Genomic DNA, 17,324 nt, shown 5'->3' on the forward strand with positions numbered 1-17,324 from the left:
GTCACGACACCTCCTCGCCAAGGTAAGCCTCGATCACTTTCGGGTTGCTGCGCACTTGTTCCGGCGTGCCTTCGGCGATCAGCTGGCCGTGATCCAACACGTAAATGCGCTCGCATATGCCCATCACAAGCGACATGTCATGCTCAATCAACAAAATCGTCAACGCAAACCGTTCGCGAATAAACGCGATCAGCTTCATCAATTCTTTCGTCTCTTGCGGGTTCATGCCGGCGGCCGGCTCGTCAAGCAAAAGCACCTTCGGCTGCGCCGCCAGCGCCCGGGCGATCTCGAGCCGCCGCTGCTGCCCGTACGGCAAGTTTTTTGCCTTCTCATGCTTGACGCTATCAAGCTGGAAAATGTTCAAGAACTCGATCGCCTTCTCTTCCATTTCCTGTTCGCCGCGAAAATGGGAGGGGAGGCGGAAAATGGAGCTCAGCATCGAATGGCGGGCGTGCGCATGGTAAGCGACTTTCACGTTGTCCAAAACCGACAGCTCGCCAAACAGGCGAATGTTTTGAAACGTGCGGCTGATCCCTTTGCGCGTAATTTTGTACGGCGGCAATCCGTTCAACGTCTCACCGTCCAGCATAATCCGCCCTTCCGTCGGCACATACACGCCCGTCAGCAAGTTAAACAGCGTCGTTTTTCCCGCGCCGTTCGGGCCGATGAGCCCGATGAGCTCCCCTTGATGCAGCTCCATCGTCACGCCGGAGAGCGCCTTCAGCCCGCCAAACTGGATGCCGACGTTTTCCGCTTTAAGCAACGGTGTTTTTGCCGCCATGGTTCACTCCCCCTTCCGTCTTCCGCCATTTCCAAAGCGAAGACAGCTCTTTCGTCCCCATCAGCCCGGTTGGGCGGTACAGCATAACGAAAATCAGCACGAGGCTGTAAATGATCATCCGCGTTTCCGGATAGTTTTGCAAGAACGTCGAAACGATCGTCAGCAACACGGCGGCGATGACCGAGCCGGACAAACTGCCGAGGCCGCCTAAAACGACGAAAATCAAAATGTCAAACGACTTTAAAAAACCGAAATTCGACGGCTGGATGATGTAAAAATGGTGCGCATACAACGCTCCGGCGATGCCGGCGAAAAACGCGCCGATCACAAACGCTGCCACTTTGTAATACGTCGTGTTGATCCCCATGGCATCGGCGGCGATTTCATCCTCGCGAATCGAGATGCACGCCCGTCCGTGCGTCGAGTTTGTGAAGTTGGCAATCACCAAAAGCGTCACCAACAGGCAGGCGAACACCCACGGCCATGTCGTCATGTGCGTCACCGTCATGCCGCTCGCCCCGCCAACGTAATCGATGTTAAGCAAAGCAATGCGGACAATTTCGCCAAACCCGAGCGTGGCGATCGCCAAGTAGTCCCCTTTTAAGCGCAAGCTCGGCACGCCGATGATCAGGCCAGCGAGCATCGCCGCCACCCCGGCGGTCAAGACGCCGACCGCAAACGGCAGCTGCAGCTTCATCGTCATAATCGCGGAGGCATAGGCGCCGACGGCGAAAAAGCCGGCATGTCCGATCGAAAACTGCCCGGTGATGCCGATGATCAAGTGAAGGCTCGCGGCCAACATGACATTGATCGCCATGAAAAAGAGGGTATTGACATAAAAGATATTTAACATTCCGCTGGCAATCAGCCACTCAACAACCGCGAAAAAGGCGAAGGCCAGTATGACGGAACCCCAAAATCCACGCGTCCGCTTCCAAGTTGCCATTGTCCCTACCATCCTTTACACTTTTTCTCGTACGTTCTTGCCAAACAATCCGGCCGGCCGGAAAATCAGGATGAGAATCAAAATGACAAACGCCACCCCGTCGCGCCAGAGTGAATAACCAAGCCCGCTCACGAGCGATTCAATGACGCCAAGCAACAGCCCGCCGACCATCGCCCCCGGAATGATGCCGATTCCGCCCAACACAGCGGCGACAAACGCTTTCAAACCGGGAAGAATGCCCATCAACGGCTCGATTTTTGTATAATAAATGCCAAAAATGACGCCGGCCGCCCCCGCGAGCGCCGAGCCGATGGCGAACGTGGCCGAAATCGTGTTGTCAACGTTGATTCCCATCAACCGAGCCGCTTCCGCATCATGGGACACAGCGCGCATCGCTTTCCCGATTTTTGTCCGGTGGACGATAAATTGAAGAAGGATCATCAAAACGAGGGACGTGCCGAGGATGAACAGCGACTGGCTGCTGATAACCACCCCAAACAGCTTCAAATTCCGATCCGGGAGCAGCGTGCTCGGATACGCTTCCGGCTGCGCCCCGCGCAAATAAATCGTCACGTACTCGATGAAAAGCGAAACGCCGATCGCCGTAATCAAGACGGCAATGCGCGTCGCATTCCGCAGCGGCTTGTACGCGATCCGCTCAATCACCATCCCCAGCACCGCGCAGGCTGCCATCGCCAATAGCAGCGCCGGAAAGAAGCCAATGCCAAGCATCGTCACCGCATAAAACCCGACGAATGAACCAACCATAAAGACGTCGCCATGGGCGAAATTAATGAGCCGGACGATGCCGTACACCATCGTATAGCCGAGGGCGATGAGCGCATAAATGCTGCCGAGCGAAACGCCGTTCACGAGCTGTTGAATGAGTTCCATGTCTGCACGCTCCTTAACGAAAACTCGTCATTCATCAAAAGAAGCGCCGGACAGGGGAGCTGTTCCTCCCCCGTCCATGCCGCCTCTCCTTACGGATTGACCTTGGTTTTAAATTGCTGCTGCCCGTCTTTGTATTCCAAAATAACAGCCGATTTAATGGGATCGTGTTTTTCATTAATAGTGAATATACCGGTTACTAATTGTAAATCTTTCGTTTTCGCCAGCGCGTCTTTGATTTTCACCGGATCGGCGCTGCCGGCCCGTTTGATGGCATCCGCCAAGAAGTATGCCGTGTCATAGCCGAGCGCATTGAACGCATCCGGCGCTTTGTTGTATTTCGCTTTAAAGGCTTTCACGAACTCTTGAATTTTCGGATCCGGGTCGCCAGACGAATAATGGTTTGTGATGTACGTATTGTTCAGCGCATCCTTGCCGGCAATCTCCACCAGCTTCGGCGAATCCCAGCCGTCGCCGCCCATGATCGGCACGTTTAGGCCGAGTTCGCGCGCCTGCTTGACGATGAGGCCGACTTCTTCATAATAGCCGGGCAGGAAAATGAATTCCGGATTCGCCGATTTAATGCGCGTCAGCGTAGCGCGGAAGTCGGTATCTTTCGCCACATACGCTTCTTCAGCAACAATTTTGCCGCCGCCGGCTGTAAACGTTTCTTTAAATGACGCAGCCAGCCCTTTCGAGTAATCGCTCGCGCTGTCGATCAAAATCGCCGCACTTTTCACTTTCAAGTCATCCAATGCGAATTTTGCCGCCACCGTTCCTTGGAACGGGTCGATAAAGCATGTCCGGAAAATGAAATCATTCACTTTTCCGTCTTTGGTAGTAATCGTCGGGTTCGTACCGGACGGCGTAATCATCGGCACTTTATTGTCATTGGCGATTTGCACTTGAGCGAGCGTGTTCGTGCTCGTCGCTGAACCGATGATCGCCACGACTTTGTCTTGGCTGATCAGCTTGATGGCGCCGTTCGTCGCTTCGGCCGCTTCCGATTTGTTGTCGACTTTGACGAGCTTTAACTTTTTGCCGTCAATTCCTTTTTTATTGATTTCATCAAACGCCAGTTCCAGCCCTTCGGCGATCGACTGACCGTACGAAGCGACACCGCCGGACAGCTCAAGGTTGGCGCCGACTTTAATGACATCGCCGCCTCCGCCGCCAGCCGACCCGCCGCTTTGTTGATTGTTGCCGCAGCCAGCCATAAGGCCCGCCGTCAGCATCAAGGAAGCTACAATCCCTGCTGTTCTTTTTTTCTTCACTTTCATTCCCCCCATTGTTCAAAATGTTCGGTCATGAGAGCGCCCCTCGCTTTCCTTTGCCGCGCCCTCCAACGGCTGCTTGATGTCCGCCATCTCTCCTTCTATTCCCTCCCCCTTTCCTAATTCTTATGTAAATAATAAAACTATTTTCAATTTAATATAATATTACAAAATTTATAACCACTCGTCTAGTTCTTTTCTGTCGAAAAAAGAAAAAAGCGGTTTCCTCTAAGTCGAGTTGGAAAACCCCTGCGGCCACCGCTCGCCGCAACATTTTACTTGTATAATATTTCCATGTTTCCATCAAAAACATTCTCGTTTCTGGCCGACGTTTCTAGGGGGGCGGTGATTGAAGGAGAAATACTGCTCTCCGACAGTGTTTCCCAAACCAAAAAAACGTTGCAACATCATCATTCCATTCCTTGTGACTTCTCCCCAATCGAGCGAATTTGTTATTTTTCACCAGCCTCCTAGGCGCTCATCCGCCGCCAGCAAACAGGGAACGGCTACCGCGGCGGCAGTTCAAAGGAAGGGCCGACGGAACCCCCGCCTTTGTTGTAAAACTGCGGCACTTCTCCGGGGATAAAGCGCATGACGATCGGCATATCGGTCGTGACGGTGGAGATTTTCGACGCAAACGGAATAATGACTTGAATATCGACCGCAATATGGATATCAATTTCAATAAAAAAACTGTTAATGTCATAGGCGTGGATTTGTTTTGTCACTTCTGAATTGACATTGCCGACGATTTGAAACTGCACGGGGATGCGCGGACCCAAATTCGCGAGCAGCGCATTGTTGGTCACTTGTCCAAGCGGAATCGAATAAATGATACCGCGGCTGTCGCCGGCCCCCGACTCCACTTCGGGAAGAACGAGGCGCTCAATCCGTCCTTCGGTCGCCGCTTTCAAGCTTGCCATGACATGATCGTCCGTTTCGGATAAAATGCGGTTCATCACCGCCGTATCAAAGTCGACGGACACAATCTTGCCGTTTTCGTCCTGCCGAACCGTAACAAGCCGCTGAAACTCGGGATTGTCCTTTTGAAACTGTTGTTCAATCGCATTGTTAATCACCAAATTGGCAATTCGTTTCGTTTCGGTTTCCGCGATTTCCATCAGCACTGGCTTGATGCTTCGATTCACAATCCAAAGGCTGGCCGCCATCGAAAACATAAAAAAAACGAAGGTCAATAGCAGCACATAACGGAACGGGAGCGGGCCCCTCCGCCCAAACCGGGGGCGCAACAACATCAAATCCCTCCTTTACAAGCTATATGTATGCTTGTAAGGAGGGATTCTTTCACCGCATTTTCAACAGCGCCTCTTTTCCTTTCATTCCCGGTTCGATGCCGAGCTCGCGGGCGGCGATCGTCACCGACTCAAGCGGCGCCGCGAGCAGCTGCTCGATCGTGCGCACCCCGACCGCCCGTCCGGCGATAATGCCGCGGTCGCGCAATTTTTCGTTCAACAACGCGACATCGAGCGCGCCGCACATAATATATCCTTTGTCGCTCGCCACCGCCAACAAATTCGTTTTCGGCAGCTGCACGGACACCGCCATAAACGGATGTCCGTCAATGATGATCGGCTTGATTTCCACCATCGCCGCAGTCACTCTCCTTTCCATCCTTCAATGTATGAAGGACAGAACGAGAAGTGCCTGACTACTGAGCCAGTTTCCACGCGAGAACGTCGCGCAAAAACTCAGGCATGTAATACGTTTTCTCCGCCGCCCGCTGAATTTGCGGGTAAAAATGGCCGATGGCAAACATATCGGTCGTCGCCACCTCGTACGTCCGCTCCGGATCGAGCGGTTCGCCGTGAACCGCAACGCGGCGGATATGCCACCCCCCATCCTCTTCCCATTCCGTCTCGAGATCGACACCGTCATACACCATTTCCCCCATCACTTCACCGCGGAAACCGAACCCCTTAAACCGCAAATGCTTCATCCGTTCCGTATGGGCTTCCAGCATAATTTCTTTGAGCTCCGCCCCGCGCAGCTTCACTTTGCACGGATTGAGCGGATGGGGGCAAATGCGGTGCAAATCTTTTTTTGTCACCGGCCCTTTCGACAGCGACTCAAGCAGCACGCCGGAATTGACCATGCCGATGTCTGCTTGGCACCATTCCCGCAAGGCGGAAGCCAGCACATGGGCGAGCGGCGACGGAGCGAACCAGTTGATCGGCAAATCTTCCTCCAGCTCGGCGACCCGTTCCGCCTCAAGCTGCGCCAAGCTTTCTCGCTCAAGGCGGCGAAGGCGGCGCTCCATCTCTTCGGAGCGCGGCAAGGTCGCGACATCGACGAGGGCGGCCGACGTCCGCGCTAAGCGCCCGTCTTCCACCTCGAGCTTAACGACGCCGACGTATTGTCCATATTTTCCAGCCGCGCACAGAAGCGCGCCGTTGACTCGCTTTCCTTCCGGGAACAGATGATGGGTGTGAGCGCCTAAAACAACATCGATGCCCGGAATCTCAGCGGCCATTTGTTCATCATCGTGCACGCCGAGATGGGATAGGACAACGACGCAGTCCGCCCGCTGCTTCACTTCCGCCACCGCCGCCCTTAGCGTCTCAAACGGCGATGCAACGGTCCAGCCGAGCGATTCGTAAAACTGACGAAACGGAGCGGTCGCGCCAACAACCCCGATGCGAAACGTCTCTGTCGCCGAAATGACGGCATACGGCAGCGCCCACGGCGGCCGCGTGCCGTCACGGCGGAACAAGTTGGCCACCACCACCGGAAATCGCGCCCGCTCATACAACGTATCGAGATCGCGGTAATCGAGCGTGATCCCTTCATTGTTGCCGATCGTCACCGCGTCATAGCCAAGCTCGTTGAGCAGCTCAACGTTCGCTTTGCCCCGCGTCGCCTCGGTGATCGGATGAACGCGGTCGACAAAATCGCCGACATCAAACAAAAGCATCGCCTCGTTGCGCGCGCGATGCTCCTTTCTGCGCTCTGACAAAAAGCGGGCGATTTGCGGCCAATGTTCAAAATGGCTGTGCACGTCATTGGTATGGTAAAGATAGACGATTTGCTTCAAAACGCCCCCTCCTCCACTACGCTAGGCTTTCCAAGACAAGTCGAATCCCTAGGACAATCAGCACGAGGAGCAGCACGACCACCAACGTTCGGCTCGGCATCCGCTTGTTGATCCATGCCCCCGTTTTCGCGCCGATCCATACGCCGGGGATGAGGGCGAGGGCAAACGTCCATTTCACATTGCCCATCGTCACATGCGTCAGCGAACCGACGAGTGAGGACAAAAAAATCATCAACATCGATGTGGCGACCGCCACATGGGGCGGAAAGCGAAACAGCACGATCATCGCCGGCACCATCAACGAACCGCCGCCAATGCCAAACAGCCCGCCGAAAAAGCCAACGACAAAGGCGATGGCAATCGCCGCCCACGGCTGGTAGTCATAAACGGAAACCTCCCCGTTTCGGTCGGTGTACGCGCGGACGACTTTCCGCCGCCACCATGGCCCCGGCTGCGCCTGTTCCACCGCCGTTTGTTCGCCTTCGTTTTCTTTCGCCGCCGCCGTTTCTGCCGCCGAGCGTTTCGTTTTCTTTTGGCTCAGCGCCAAAAAAAGCGACATGGCAATCAAAAACAGACCAAAATACAGCGAAAAATGCGCCACGCTCAGCGTATTGTTCACCCAAGCACCGACGACCGCTCCCGGGACGCTGCCGAGACTAAACAGCAGCCCGCTTCGATAATCGACCATTTTGTCTTTCATGTACGACAACGTGGATGACAGCCCGTTGAAAATAATGACGACTAGCGATGTGCCGACCGCGACTTGCGGCGTCACCGCCGCCAGCCAGCCGAGCGCGCCGAAAAACAACAGCGCCGGCACGATGATCACCCCGCCGCCAAGGCCGGCCAAACTGCCGACCGTTCCAGCGATCAAGCCGAGCGAAACAAGCAACAAATACGCCATATAGCCTCACCCCCCTTGCTTTAAAACAAACCAAGCTGCCGCGGCGCAAGGCCGTTGTACTCCAAGCCGAGCAACTCGATCAATTGCTTGGCATTGTCGGCGGCATCGCCGCCGGAGTTGTTGTTAAACAGCACATAAATGTGGTCCGTTTTCGCTGCGAGCGCTCGAATGCGATCTGCCCATTCGCGCAGCTCGCGCTCATTGTAGCGATACAAATAACGGACGGCCCGCCAGTTCTCGCCGGCCGTCGCCTTGTTCCAGCCGTGCACGTTGCGGCCGTGCAGGCGAATCAGCGTCTTTTCGCGATGAGTCGGATGCAACACAATCGGCACCGACCCTTCCCCTGCCTGCGGCTCATCGCAAATCGCGTGAATCCAGCCTTCCTCTTCCATAAAGCGAAGCGTTTTGGCGCGAAAGCGCGGCGAAAACCAAGATTGATGGCGAAATTCAAGCGCCGCCGGCACTTCCCCCATCCGCGCCTTCACCGAGCGCAAGTACGCGACATGCTCGCGCCGGCAGTCAAACCACGGCGGAAACTGAAACAGCACCATCGCCAATTTTCCCGCTTCTTGAAACGGCGCGATCGATTCCAAAAACGCGGCAACCATCTCTTCCTTGCTTTCATATGGAATCGGGCCGCGCTCATGTCCGGTCATCCCTTGATAGGCCTTCACGATAAACTGAAACGACGGCGGCGTCTCGCGAATCCATTTTTCCACGTTCGCCCGCGGCTGAATGGCGTAAAAATACGAATCGACCTCCACCGTCGGAAAATGCGCCGCATATTCCGGCAATTTATCTTTCGCCGCCAAACCGGGCGGATAGAGGCTGTCATGATCGCCCCAGCCGGTCAGTCCGATGTAAATCATGGTCATCACCAATTCACTCCATTTCCCAACTATCTTCACTATATCACAAGTGCAACTGCCTTAAAATCAAAACGCCTGCTGTCCATGCGGCCGACAATGGCGAGGGAGGCGTTGGAATTTGTCCAGCCGTACCAAGAGAAAAACCATGATTGAAATGAATCCAAAACTGCTCTACAATGATATTCGCAAAAAAATTCTAACAATACCATAGTGGAAAGGCGGCGATCTCCATTGATCCATCTCTATTCATTCATGATGTTATCTATTTTTTTGATTGTGCTGCCGGGGCCCGATACCGCGATTGTTACAAAAAACACTATTTCGGTCGGGAAAATCGGCGGATTGAAAACCGCTTTTGGAGTTTGTTGCGCCCTTTTTATCCATACCGCTGCGGCGGCTTTAGGGCTTTCAGCCGTCATTATGCAATCTGCCCTGCTGTTTTCGATCCTGAAGTATGTGGGTGCTGTGTACTTAACGTATTTAGGTGTTAAGGCATTATATGGAGTCATGAAAAAAGGGGAAACCCTAGGTGCGGAAAGGGACATCAAAGGCGGAGGACAACACACTGCCTGCTTCAAGCAAGGGTTTCTGACCGATTTCTTAAATCCGAAAGTGGCGGCCTTTTTCTTCACCTTTTTGCCGCAATTCGTAGCACCGGGCTCGCACTCCTTTGTTCCGTTTCTCGTGATGGGGGCGGCTTATACAGCGATGACCGCTATATGGTTTTTGTTTTACATTTCCTTCGTCCATTGTATTAGCGATTTCATGAAGCGGCCGAAGACGAAGAAATGGATCGAAGGAATCACAGGCGCGGTGATGATCGGGTTTGGCATCAAATTGGCGCTTGAAAAAGTCCAGCGCTAAACAGGAAGACGGAGCGCGGCGGAACAAAAGCGACCTAGCATGAGAGAAGACAGGGGAGCGCCCAAAAGCGAACGCTCCCCCGTTCGATCCCGCTTCATCACGGTTGGATGAAGATGCGGATCACCGGCGACTTGAACATCACCGCATCAGCCTTCCCATTCCAGTTATAAACATCTTGGAAGGAAAACAAGTCGCTGTCGCCCCACGCCCGATGAGCATGAACATAAAATCCCTTCACATCAATATACGTTTGCGCGCGATCGGAAGGTACGGTTTCCGAATACACATATCCAAAGTGGCGGCTGCTTTCCTTGCGCAAGGAATTTTTCATCATATACCCTACAACAGAAGATTGGTACGGCTTCCTACTATGTTGTATGCTGACGTGAGAGCGATCCTGATATGTCTTGTAGGAGCTGTAAACGTGGTGATAATCGACAACCGCATTTTCCGTCGTCAAAATCCCGTAAAAATCCGTCCCCTTTTCTTTCGGATCGATCAGCCATTCATACGACAAGACGACGGCGTATCGATGCTCTTCTCGATTGAGTGAGGAAACAGAGAGGGTCAATTTCATGATGTTCTTTTGATGATCGGTGTAAATCGTTGATGTGGTGCATAACTTCTGTTTCTCGATATGGCATTGGATCATTTGATGATCCGCCTGTTTCTTAAAAATCTCCTTCACCGTTTGTTCATCGGGCTCATTCCATTGATTCGCCGCGCGTCTCGCACGAAAAAAATCGATCTCCTGTCCATCCATATGGCGAATCTCTTCTTTCGTCATCCCCAGCCAAAAGAAAGTCGCAACCTCCTTATTTTTGAGCTGTCGGTTGACTTTATTGAGGCTTTCCGGCTCTCTAATGAGGCTCTCGATCTCTTCTTGGTCAAACCCTTGCCTTTTTGCCTCCCAATGATGAGCTTGTAAACTCATCTCCTGATGATCACAGCCAGCTAGCATGGTACACAACAAAACATAACGGAGGATCCGTTTCACCGATACCCCACCCTTATCGTATCCATTCGCGGCAAATCAGACGCAGTACCATTTTTACCTGTCAAAGCAACGGCAACACGAAAAACGCGAATCCCTCCTCGAAGCCCGGTGAAAAACCGCTGTCACACACGAATCGGCAGCGTTTTCATTTCAGGAAAGAAAGCTGATTCTACAAGGTTTCTCTAATTGAGGAAAGAATGGAATCGGCAGTATTTTGCCCTAAATCACCCACCTTCTAGAAAGTGCCCCACGACGCGGCAAACAACGTATTCGGGGGCGCTAAGGGCGCCCCCGAAGATAAGCGGAAAGAGCAAGAAACCAGCCGCTCCGGTTTGTGTCAATCATTGTGGGTGCGAGGCCCGCAACGGCGCGCTAACCCCTTGATTTATCCAGCTTATCCGATGCTTCCTTCCATTTCAAACTTGATCAAGCGGTTCATCTCGACGGCGTATTCCATCGGCAGCTCGCGAGTGAACGGCTCGATGAAGCCCATGACGATCATTTCCGTCGCTTCCTGTTCGGAAATGCCGCGGCTCATCAAGTAGAACAGCTGCTCTTCCGACACTTTCGACACTTTCGCTTCGTGTTCAAGCGAGATGTTGTCGTTTAAAATTTCGTTGTACGGAATCGTATCCGATGTCGACTGGTTGTCAAGAATGAGCGTGTCGCATTCGATGTTCGAGCGCGAACCGGACGCTTTGCGGCCGAAATGAACCATGCCGCGGTACGTGACTTTTCCGCCTTGTTTCGAAATCGACTTCGAGACGATCGTCGAAGACGTATTCGGCGCCAAGTGGATCATTTTCGCCCCGGCGTCTTGGTGCTGTCCTTTGCCGGCGATGGCGATCGACAGCGTCAAGCCGCGCGCCCCTTCGCCTTTTAAGATGACGGCCGGGTATTTCATCGTCAGCTTTGAGCCGATGTTGCCGTCAATCCATTCCATCGTCGCGTTTTCTTCGCAGACGGCGCGCTTCGTCACCAAGTTGAAGACGTTGTTCGCCCAGTTTTGGATCGTCGTGTAGCGGCAGTACGCGCCTTTTTTGACGATGATTTCCACGACTGCGCTATGGAGCGAGTTCGTCGTGTAAATCGGCGCGGTGCAGCCTTCGACGTAATGGACGTGCGCCCCTTCATCGACGATGATGAGCGTCCGCTCAAACTGCCCCATGTTTTCCGAATTGATCCGGAAGTACGCTTGCAGCGGCGTTTCGACTTTGACACCTTTTGGAACGTAAATGAACGAACCGCCCGACCAAACCGCCGAGTTCAAGGCGGCAAACTTGTTATCGGTCGGCGGCACGACTTTGGCGAAATACTCACGGAACAAGTCTTCGTTTTCTTTCAGCGCCGAGTCGGTGTCTTTAAAGATGACGCCGAGTTTTTCCAAATCCTCTTTCATGTTATGGTAGACGACTTCCGATTCGTATTGGGCGGAAACGCCGGCCAAATATTTTTGCTCCGCCTCTGGAATGCCGAGTTTATCAAACGTCGCTTTAATTTCTTCCGGCACCTCATCCCACGAGCGGCCCGATTTTTCCGTCGGCTTGACGTAGTAGGTGATTTCGTCAAAATCCAAGCTCGACAGGTCGCCGCCCCATTGCGGCATCGGCTTGCTGTAGAAGATGTCGAGCGCTTTTAGGCGGAATTCGAGCATCCATTGCGGCTCGTTTTTCATCCGCGAAATTTCTTCGACGACTTCGCGCGTCAGGCCGCGCTGGGCGCGGAAGACGGAGACGTCCTTGTCAACGAAACCGTACTTGTATTCCCCGATTTCCGGTGCTTTTTTCGCCATCGTGGTTCACCTTCCTTCATGTTCGTGGCCATGTAGCCCTTTTTCGAGCGCTTTCCACGCCAACGTCGCGCATTTGATGCGGGCGGGAAATTTGGAAACGCCTTGGAGCGCCTCGATGTCGCCAAGGTCAACGGAATCGTCGTACGCTTTGCCTTGGATCATGTCGGAGAAAATGTGGGCGAGCCGAAGCGCCTCCTCCACCGTTTTTCCTTTGATCGCTTGCGTCATCATCGACGCCGACGACATCGAAATCGAACAGCCTTCCCCTTCAAACTTGACATCGGCGACTCTGCCGTCTTCCACTTTCATTGTCAAGTGGATGCGGTCGCCGCACGTCGGGTTGTTCATGTTGACATCGACATTCGTGCCCTCAAGCACCCCGCGGTTGCGCGGGTTTTTATAATGATCCATAATGACTTGGCGGTAAAGCTGATCCAACGGATGGTTAGAAGACATGGCTGAAGTACTCCTTCGCTTTCTGTAATGCAGCGATAAACCGGTCGATTTCCTCTTTCGTGTTGTACAGATAGAAGCTCGCCCGGGCGGTCGCCGTCACGTCAAGCCACTTCATGAGCGGCTGGGCGCAATGGTGGCCGGCGCGAATGGCGATGCCTTCGGCGTCCAAAACGGTCGCCACATCGTGCGGGTGCACGCCGTCGATGTTAAACGTCACCAGCCCCGCCCGCTCCTTCGGTCCATAGACGGTAACGCCTTCGAGATCCGCCATTCGTTCAAGCGCGTATTGCGCCAGTTCATGCTCATGGGCAGCAATCGCGTCCAAGCCGACTTGCTCGAGGAAATCGATCGCCGCGCCGAGGCCGATGGCGCCGGCGATAATCGGCGTCCCACCTTCAAACTTCCACGGCAACTCTTTCCACGTCGAGTCGTACAGTTCGACAAAATCGATCATTTCACCGCCAAACTCGATCGGCTCCATTTGCTCCAATAATTCTCTTTTTCCATATAATACGCCAATCCCGGTCGGTCCGCACATTTTATGGCCGGAAAACGCCAAAAAGTCGCAATCGAGTTCTTGGACGTCGATCTTCATATGCGGAGCGCTTTGCGCCGCATCGACGACGATGATCGCCCCGCGCTCATGGGCGATGCGGGCGATCTCGCGAATCGGATTGATCGTGCCGAGCACGTTCGACACATGGGCGATGGCGACGATTTTCACAGCGGGCGTCACCGTGGCCTCGACATCGTTGAGATCGATCGTGCCGTCTTCCTGCAGCGGAATGTATTTCAGCGTCGCGCCCGTTTGCTTCGCCAGCTGCTGCCATGGGATCAAGTTGCTGTGATGTTCCATGTACGTGATGACGATTTCATCGCCTTCGTTGACATGGGCGCGCCCGTAGCTTGAGGCGACCAAGTTGAGCGCTGATGTCGTCCCGCGCGTGAAAATGATTTCTTGCATCGAGCGGGCGTTAAGAAAACGCCGTGCTTTTTCGCGCGCCCCTTCGTACGCGTCGGTCGCCTTCGTTCCGAGCGTATGGACGCCGCGGTGAACGTTCGAGTTGTACTCGCGGTAGTAGCGGTCAAGAGCCTCAATCACCGGCAGCGGCTTTTGCGATGTCGCGGCGCTGTCAAAATAGACGAGCGGGTGGCCGTTGACATTCTGATGCAAAATCGGAAACAACGCGCGGATTTCGTTCACCTTCATGATTGAACTTTCCTTTCAATCACTTCAATTAATTGATTTTTCACGCCGTCAATCGGAATCGCTTCGACGACCGGCGCCAAAAAGCCGTGAATGATCAGACGTTCCGCTTCCCGTCTTGGAATGCCACGGCTCATTAAGTAATACAACTGAATCGGGTCGACACGACCGACCGACGCCGCGTGGCCGGCCATGACGTCGTCTTCATCGATCAACAAAATCGGGTTCGCATCGCCGCGCGCTTTTTCGCTTAACATGAGCACGCGCGATTCTTGCTCGGCGTTTGATTTTGATGCGCCGTGCTCGATTTTGCCGATGCCGTTGAAAATTGAAGTCGCGCTGTCGCGGACGACGCCGTGTTTCAAAATGTACCCTTCCGTATGCTTTCCGTAGTGGACGACGCTGGTCGTAAAGTTTTGTACTTGCTCGCCGCGGCTGACGACAACGGTTTTCGTATCGCCGAACGAGCCGTCACCGACGAGGCGCGTGATGTTTTCCGACACCGTGTTGCCGTCATTCATCAGCCCGAGCGCCCATTCGATCCGCCCGTCGCGCCCGGCGATGCCGCGCCGGTTCACGTACGTCGTCACGCCGCTCGCCAAATGGTCAACGGCGGCGAAAAAGACGCGGGCGTTCGCGTTGGCGAACACTTCGGCCACAATATTGGCGGACGCTTGACCGTTGCGGTCCGCTGACAAATAGTTTTCCACGAACACCACGCGGCTGTTGTCTTCCGCCACGACGATGACATGGTTAAACAAGGCGATGTCGTCTTCATCTTGAATGTAAACAGCCTGAAGCGGCGTTTCAATTTCAACGTTTTTCGGAACATACACGAATACGCCGCCGTTCATGAGCGCGGCATGAAGCGCGGCGAGGCGGTGCTCATCCGGCTTGACCGCGGTCATCCAATAGCGCTCAAGCAAATCGCCGTGCTCGCGCGCCGCCGTCAAAATGTCGGTGAAAATGACGCCCTTTTCTTTCAGCTCTTCAGAAAGCGACACATACGCCGGCGTATGGTTGCGCTGCACGTACAAGTTTTTCGTTTCTTTCCCTGCTTCGATGAGCGCCTTTACGGCGTCCGGCAAATCATCGAGGCTGGCGTACGCCGCGCTCTCCACCGTGTGACGGGCGAAGCCGTGAAAGTTCCATTTCTCGATCTTCGTTTTGTCCGGTTTCGGCAGCGGCAGCCGCTCCGCGCGTTCCAGCGCCTCGAGACGCCGCGCCGTCAGCCATTCCGGCTCGCCGCGCCCGCTTGAGAACGTGCGGATGTAGGTTTCATCGAATGGAATTTTCGTTTCTGTCGCCATAGTCCTCCTCCTAACGCTTACGCTTCTTGCCCGACCGTTTCGTCTTCGATGCCAAGTTCTTTTTTGATCCAGTCGTATCCTTCCGCCTCCAGCCGCTGCGCCAGTTCCGGACCGCCGGATTTGACAATGCGCCCTTGCATCATGACGTGCACATAATCCGGAGTGATATAGTTCAGCAGCCGCTGATAGTGGGTGATGATCAAACAGCCGAAATCGCTGCTGCGCATCTCGTTGACGCCTTTGGCGACAATTTTCAGCGCGTCAATATCCAGCCCGGAGTCAATCTCGTCCAAAATCGCGATTTTCGGCTCGAGCATCATCAATTGCAAAATTTCGTTCCGCTTTTTCTCCCCGCCGGAAAACCCTTCGTTCAAATACCGGTGCGCCATATCCGGATTCATGTCAAGAAAGGCCATTTTTTCATCAAGCTTGCGGATGAATTTCATGAGCGAAATTTCATTGCCTTCGCCAAGACGGGCATTGATCGCCGCCCGCAAAAAGTCGGCGTTCGTCACCCCGCTGATTTCGCTCGGGTATTGCATCGCCAAAAACAGGCCGGCGCGCGCCCGCTCGTCGACTTCCATCTCGAGAACATCTTGGCCGTCCAAGGTCACCGTGCCCTCCGTCACCTCATATTTCGGATGACCCATAATCGCGGAAGCTAACGTCGATTTCCCCGTTCCGTTCGGCCCCATAATCGCATGGATCTCCCCGCCTTTGACTTCCAAATCTACCCCTTTTAAAATCTCTTTTCCTTCCACTGACACGTGAAGATTGCGAATCGTCAACACTGCCATGCAGCATACCTCCAATTTCTGCTTGAAAGTCAGCGCCGCCCGTTTTGATCATCTAGCGGCCGTTCATTCTCAATTTATTCTCATTACAATTTTATAACAAATGAAAAGTATTCGCAACTGTTCCGCCTCTTCGGCGCGTGATTCCTCCGGCGAAACATCGGTACCACTTTTTATATTTTACACGAAAATGCCCGTTTGTACGAGCATTTGCCATAAAGAACGGGCAAAATCTCCCCGCCGCTAGCCCCGGAGCGGTTCAACGTCCGCCCTCTTTTCCGTTGGCCGACTGCCCATCCATCTTGCTTTCACTCGTCCCCCCCACGCGCAATGGAAACAGCGTTTTTTCACCGGCCTTCTAAGAGGCTGGTGATTGAATCGTGGATACCGCTTTACGAATGTTATTTCTCAATTAGAAAAATCTTGTTACATCGGTCCTGCTTTTCGCTCATTCTCCCATTGATGAAAGGAACCAGCGTTTTTTCACCAGCCTTCTAAGCGCGAACCCAATCGGCGAGGCCCCCGCTTCGTTCACCAACCGACCTTCTCACTAAAAAAGACCCGTTCAAATTGCCGATTTTCTCGGTTTACAGGAGATACCAACTGATCTTCTCACTAAAAAAGACCCCGTCACCGGAGTCTTAATGGGCGGTGCGCAGCTCGCGGAGGCATTCTTGGACGAGCGTCACCGCTTGGCTCATCGCCGCCCCGCCGCCAAACGCCGCCGCCACCGCGCACGCTTCCAAAACTTCTTGTTCCGACGCCCCTTCATCAAGGCATCCTTTCGTGTGGTAAATCGTGCAATACTCATCTTGCGTCGCCAAGCTGATGCCAAGCGCGATCAGCTGCTTTTCCTTTTTCGACAGCGCCCCCTCGGCAAAGCACGCTTCCGTAAAGGCGTTAAATCGCTCCGCTACGTTCGGGAGTTTTTGGGTGAACGCCCCGAGCCCTTCTTTGTAGTGGCGAAGCGCCGATTCGACCGATGACGGTGTGACGTGGTTCATTTTCGTTTTCCTCCTTTGTCCGTTTCTGCTGTTAGTATGCATGCAGGAACGGCAAATTAAACGGCGAATCATATCGGAAAAAGGAGGAGACCGCCACGGCGTTGGCCGGTGTTTTTTGTGCCGGCCGCAGCCGGTTCAATCATCGCCATCTAGGAGGCTGGTGATTTCGTGCAAAAATACCGC

Annotated in this window: 17 protein-coding genes; 1 reads left to right on the top strand and 16 read right to left on the bottom strand. The window is 53.9% G+C overall.

The genetic code is table 11. The annotated features are described in order from the left end of the window. Position 1: 1 nt before the first annotated feature. From NST29_RS15120 to NST29_RS15160, 9 genes are all read right to left on the bottom strand, one after another. Complete coding sequence (locus NST29_RS15120; protein WP_339232375.1) at positions 2-781, bottom strand: ABC transporter ATP-binding protein; 780 nt, start codon at positions 779-781, stop codon at positions 2-4. Then, positions 756-1,727, bottom strand: a complete 972-nt coding sequence (locus NST29_RS15125) for a branched-chain amino acid ABC transporter permease (RefSeq protein WP_033018761.1) — start codon at positions 1,725-1,727, stop codon at positions 756-758. The genes NST29_RS15120 and NST29_RS15125 overlap by 26 nt, the downstream gene beginning before the upstream one ends. A gap of 15 nt (positions 1,728-1,742) precedes the next feature. Continuing rightward, a complete protein-coding gene (locus tag NST29_RS15130; RefSeq protein WP_033018762.1) occupies positions 1,743-2,621 on the bottom strand; it encodes a branched-chain amino acid ABC transporter permease in 879 nt (292 codons plus the stop codon). Between the two features lie 89 nt (positions 2,622-2,710). Continuing rightward, complete coding sequence (locus NST29_RS15135; protein ID WP_061912152.1) at positions 2,711-3,892, bottom strand: ABC transporter substrate-binding protein; 1,182 nt, start codon at positions 3,890-3,892, stop codon at positions 2,711-2,713. A gap of 506 nt (positions 3,893-4,398) precedes the next feature. Then, positions 4,399-5,145 (bottom strand): sporulation protein YunB, encoded by a 747-nt coding sequence (gene yunB / locus NST29_RS15140; RefSeq protein ID WP_033018592.1) that lies wholly within the window; start codon positions 5,143-5,145, stop codon positions 4,399-4,401. Positions 5,146-5,197: 52 nt separating this feature from the next. Then, positions 5,198-5,500, bottom strand: a complete 303-nt coding sequence (locus NST29_RS15145) for a DUF1805 domain-containing protein (protein ID WP_033018585.1) — start codon at positions 5,498-5,500, stop codon at positions 5,198-5,200. Positions 5,501-5,561: 61 nt separating this feature from the next. Continuing rightward, entirely contained in the window at positions 5,562-6,944 is a 1,383-nt protein-coding gene (locus NST29_RS15150) for a bifunctional UDP-sugar hydrolase/5'-nucleotidase (RefSeq protein ID WP_033018584.1), read from the bottom strand. A gap of 16 nt (positions 6,945-6,960) precedes the next feature. Beyond that, positions 6,961-7,848, bottom strand: a complete 888-nt coding sequence (locus tag NST29_RS15155; RefSeq protein ID WP_033018583.1) for a sulfite exporter TauE/SafE family protein — start codon at positions 7,846-7,848, stop codon at positions 6,961-6,963. Between the two features lie 20 nt (positions 7,849-7,868). Beyond that, on the bottom strand, positions 7,869-8,717 hold the full coding sequence (locus NST29_RS15160; protein ID WP_033018588.1) for a DUF72 domain-containing protein: 849 nt from the start codon (positions 8,715-8,717) through the stop codon (positions 7,869-7,871). 252 nt (positions 8,718-8,969) lie between these two features. On the opposite strand from NST29_RS15160, the gene NST29_RS15165 reads away from it, so the two are divergent. Continuing rightward, a complete protein-coding gene (locus NST29_RS15165; protein ID WP_200878267.1) occupies positions 8,970-9,581 on the top strand; it encodes a LysE family translocator in 612 nt (203 codons plus the stop codon). A gap of 97 nt (positions 9,582-9,678) precedes the next feature. Here the strand turns inward: NST29_RS15165 and NST29_RS15170 are convergent, their stop codons facing one another. The 7 genes from NST29_RS15170 to NST29_RS15200 all read right to left on the bottom strand — a co-directional run bounded on the left by NST29_RS15170 (position 9,679) and on the right by NST29_RS15200 (position 17,141). Beyond that, positions 9,679-10,578 (bottom strand): hypothetical protein, encoded by a 900-nt coding sequence (locus NST29_RS15170; RefSeq protein WP_108209737.1) that lies wholly within the window; start codon positions 10,576-10,578, stop codon positions 9,679-9,681. Between the two features lie 394 nt (positions 10,579-10,972). Then, on the bottom strand, positions 10,973-12,370 hold the full coding sequence (gene sufB / locus NST29_RS15175; protein WP_033018579.1) for a Fe-S cluster assembly protein SufB: 1,398 nt from the start codon (positions 12,368-12,370) through the stop codon (positions 10,973-10,975). Positions 12,371-12,376: 6 nt separating this feature from the next. Continuing rightward, a complete protein-coding gene (gene sufU, locus NST29_RS15180; RefSeq protein WP_033018575.1) occupies positions 12,377-12,826 on the bottom strand; it encodes a Fe-S cluster assembly sulfur transfer protein SufU in 450 nt (149 codons plus the stop codon). Next, the gene (locus NST29_RS15185) at positions 12,816-14,036 is read right to left on the bottom strand and encodes a cysteine desulfurase (RefSeq protein WP_033018574.1); all 1,221 of its coding nucleotides are present in this window, start codon (positions 14,034-14,036) and stop codon (positions 12,816-12,818) included. Before NST29_RS15185 ends, sufU begins: the two co-directional genes overlap by 11 nt. Next, entirely contained in the window at positions 14,033-15,343 is a 1,311-nt protein-coding gene (sufD, locus tag NST29_RS15190) for a Fe-S cluster assembly protein SufD (protein WP_033018572.1), read from the bottom strand. The genes NST29_RS15185 and sufD overlap by 4 nt, the downstream gene beginning before the upstream one ends. 17 nt (positions 15,344-15,360) lie before the next feature. Further along, positions 15,361-16,140 (bottom strand): Fe-S cluster assembly ATPase SufC, encoded by a 780-nt coding sequence (sufC, locus tag NST29_RS15195; RefSeq protein ID WP_033018571.1) that lies wholly within the window; start codon positions 16,138-16,140, stop codon positions 15,361-15,363. A gap of 638 nt (positions 16,141-16,778) precedes the next feature. After that, on the bottom strand, positions 16,779-17,141 hold the full coding sequence (locus tag NST29_RS15200; RefSeq protein WP_033018570.1) for a carboxymuconolactone decarboxylase family protein: 363 nt from the start codon (positions 17,139-17,141) through the stop codon (positions 16,779-16,781). Positions 17,142-17,324: the final 183 nt, after the last annotated feature.

The organism is Geobacillus sp. FSL W8-0026 (genome assembly GCF_037966255.1).
Lineage (GTDB): Bacteria > Bacillota > Bacilli > Bacillales > Anoxybacillaceae > Geobacillus > Geobacillus icigianus.

Bases quoted from the DNA above. Each gene is read 5' to 3' on its own strand.
- NST29_RS15155 (WP_033018583.1), bottom strand. From the start codon at position 7,848: ATGGCGTATTTGTTGCTTGTTTCGCTCGGCTTGATCGCTGGAACGGTC.
- sufB (WP_033018579.1), bottom strand. From the start codon at position 12,370: ATGGCGAAAAAAGCACCGGAAATCGGGGAATACAAGTACGGTTTCGTT.
- NST29_RS15160 (WP_033018588.1), bottom strand. From the start codon at position 8,717: ATGATTTACATCGGACTGACCGGCTGGGGCGATCATGACAGCCTCTAT.
- sufU (WP_033018575.1), bottom strand. From the start codon at position 12,826: ATGTCTTCTAACCATCCGTTGGATCAGCTTTACCGCCAAGTCATTATG.
- sufC (WP_033018571.1), bottom strand. From the start codon at position 16,140: ATGGCAGTGTTGACGATTCGCAATCTTCACGTGTCAGTGGAAGGAAAA.
- NST29_RS15145 (WP_033018585.1), bottom strand. From the start codon at position 5,500: ATGGTGGAAATCAAGCCGATCATCATTGACGGACATCCGTTTATGGCG.
- NST29_RS15125 (WP_033018761.1), bottom strand. From the start codon at position 1,727: ATGGCAACTTGGAAGCGGACGCGTGGATTTTGGGGTTCCGTCATACTG.
- sufD (WP_033018572.1), bottom strand. From the start codon at position 15,343: ATGGCGACAGAAACGAAAATTCCATTCGATGAAACCTACATCCGCACG.
- NST29_RS15130 (WP_033018762.1), bottom strand. From the start codon at position 2,621: ATGGAACTCATTCAACAGCTCGTGAACGGCGTTTCGCTCGGCAGCATT.
- NST29_RS15200 (WP_033018570.1), bottom strand. From the start codon at position 17,141: ATGAACCACGTCACACCGTCATCGGTCGAATCGGCGCTTCGCCACTAC.
- NST29_RS15120 (WP_339232375.1), bottom strand. From the start codon at position 781: ATGGCGGCAAAAACACCGTTGCTTAAAGCGGAAAACGTCGGCATCCAG.
- NST29_RS15165 (WP_200878267.1), top strand. From the start codon at position 8,970: ATGATGTTATCTATTTTTTTGATTGTGCTGCCGGGGCCCGATACCGCG.
- NST29_RS15185 (WP_033018574.1), bottom strand. From the start codon at position 14,036: ATGAAGGTGAACGAAATCCGCGCGTTGTTTCCGATTTTGCATCAGAAT.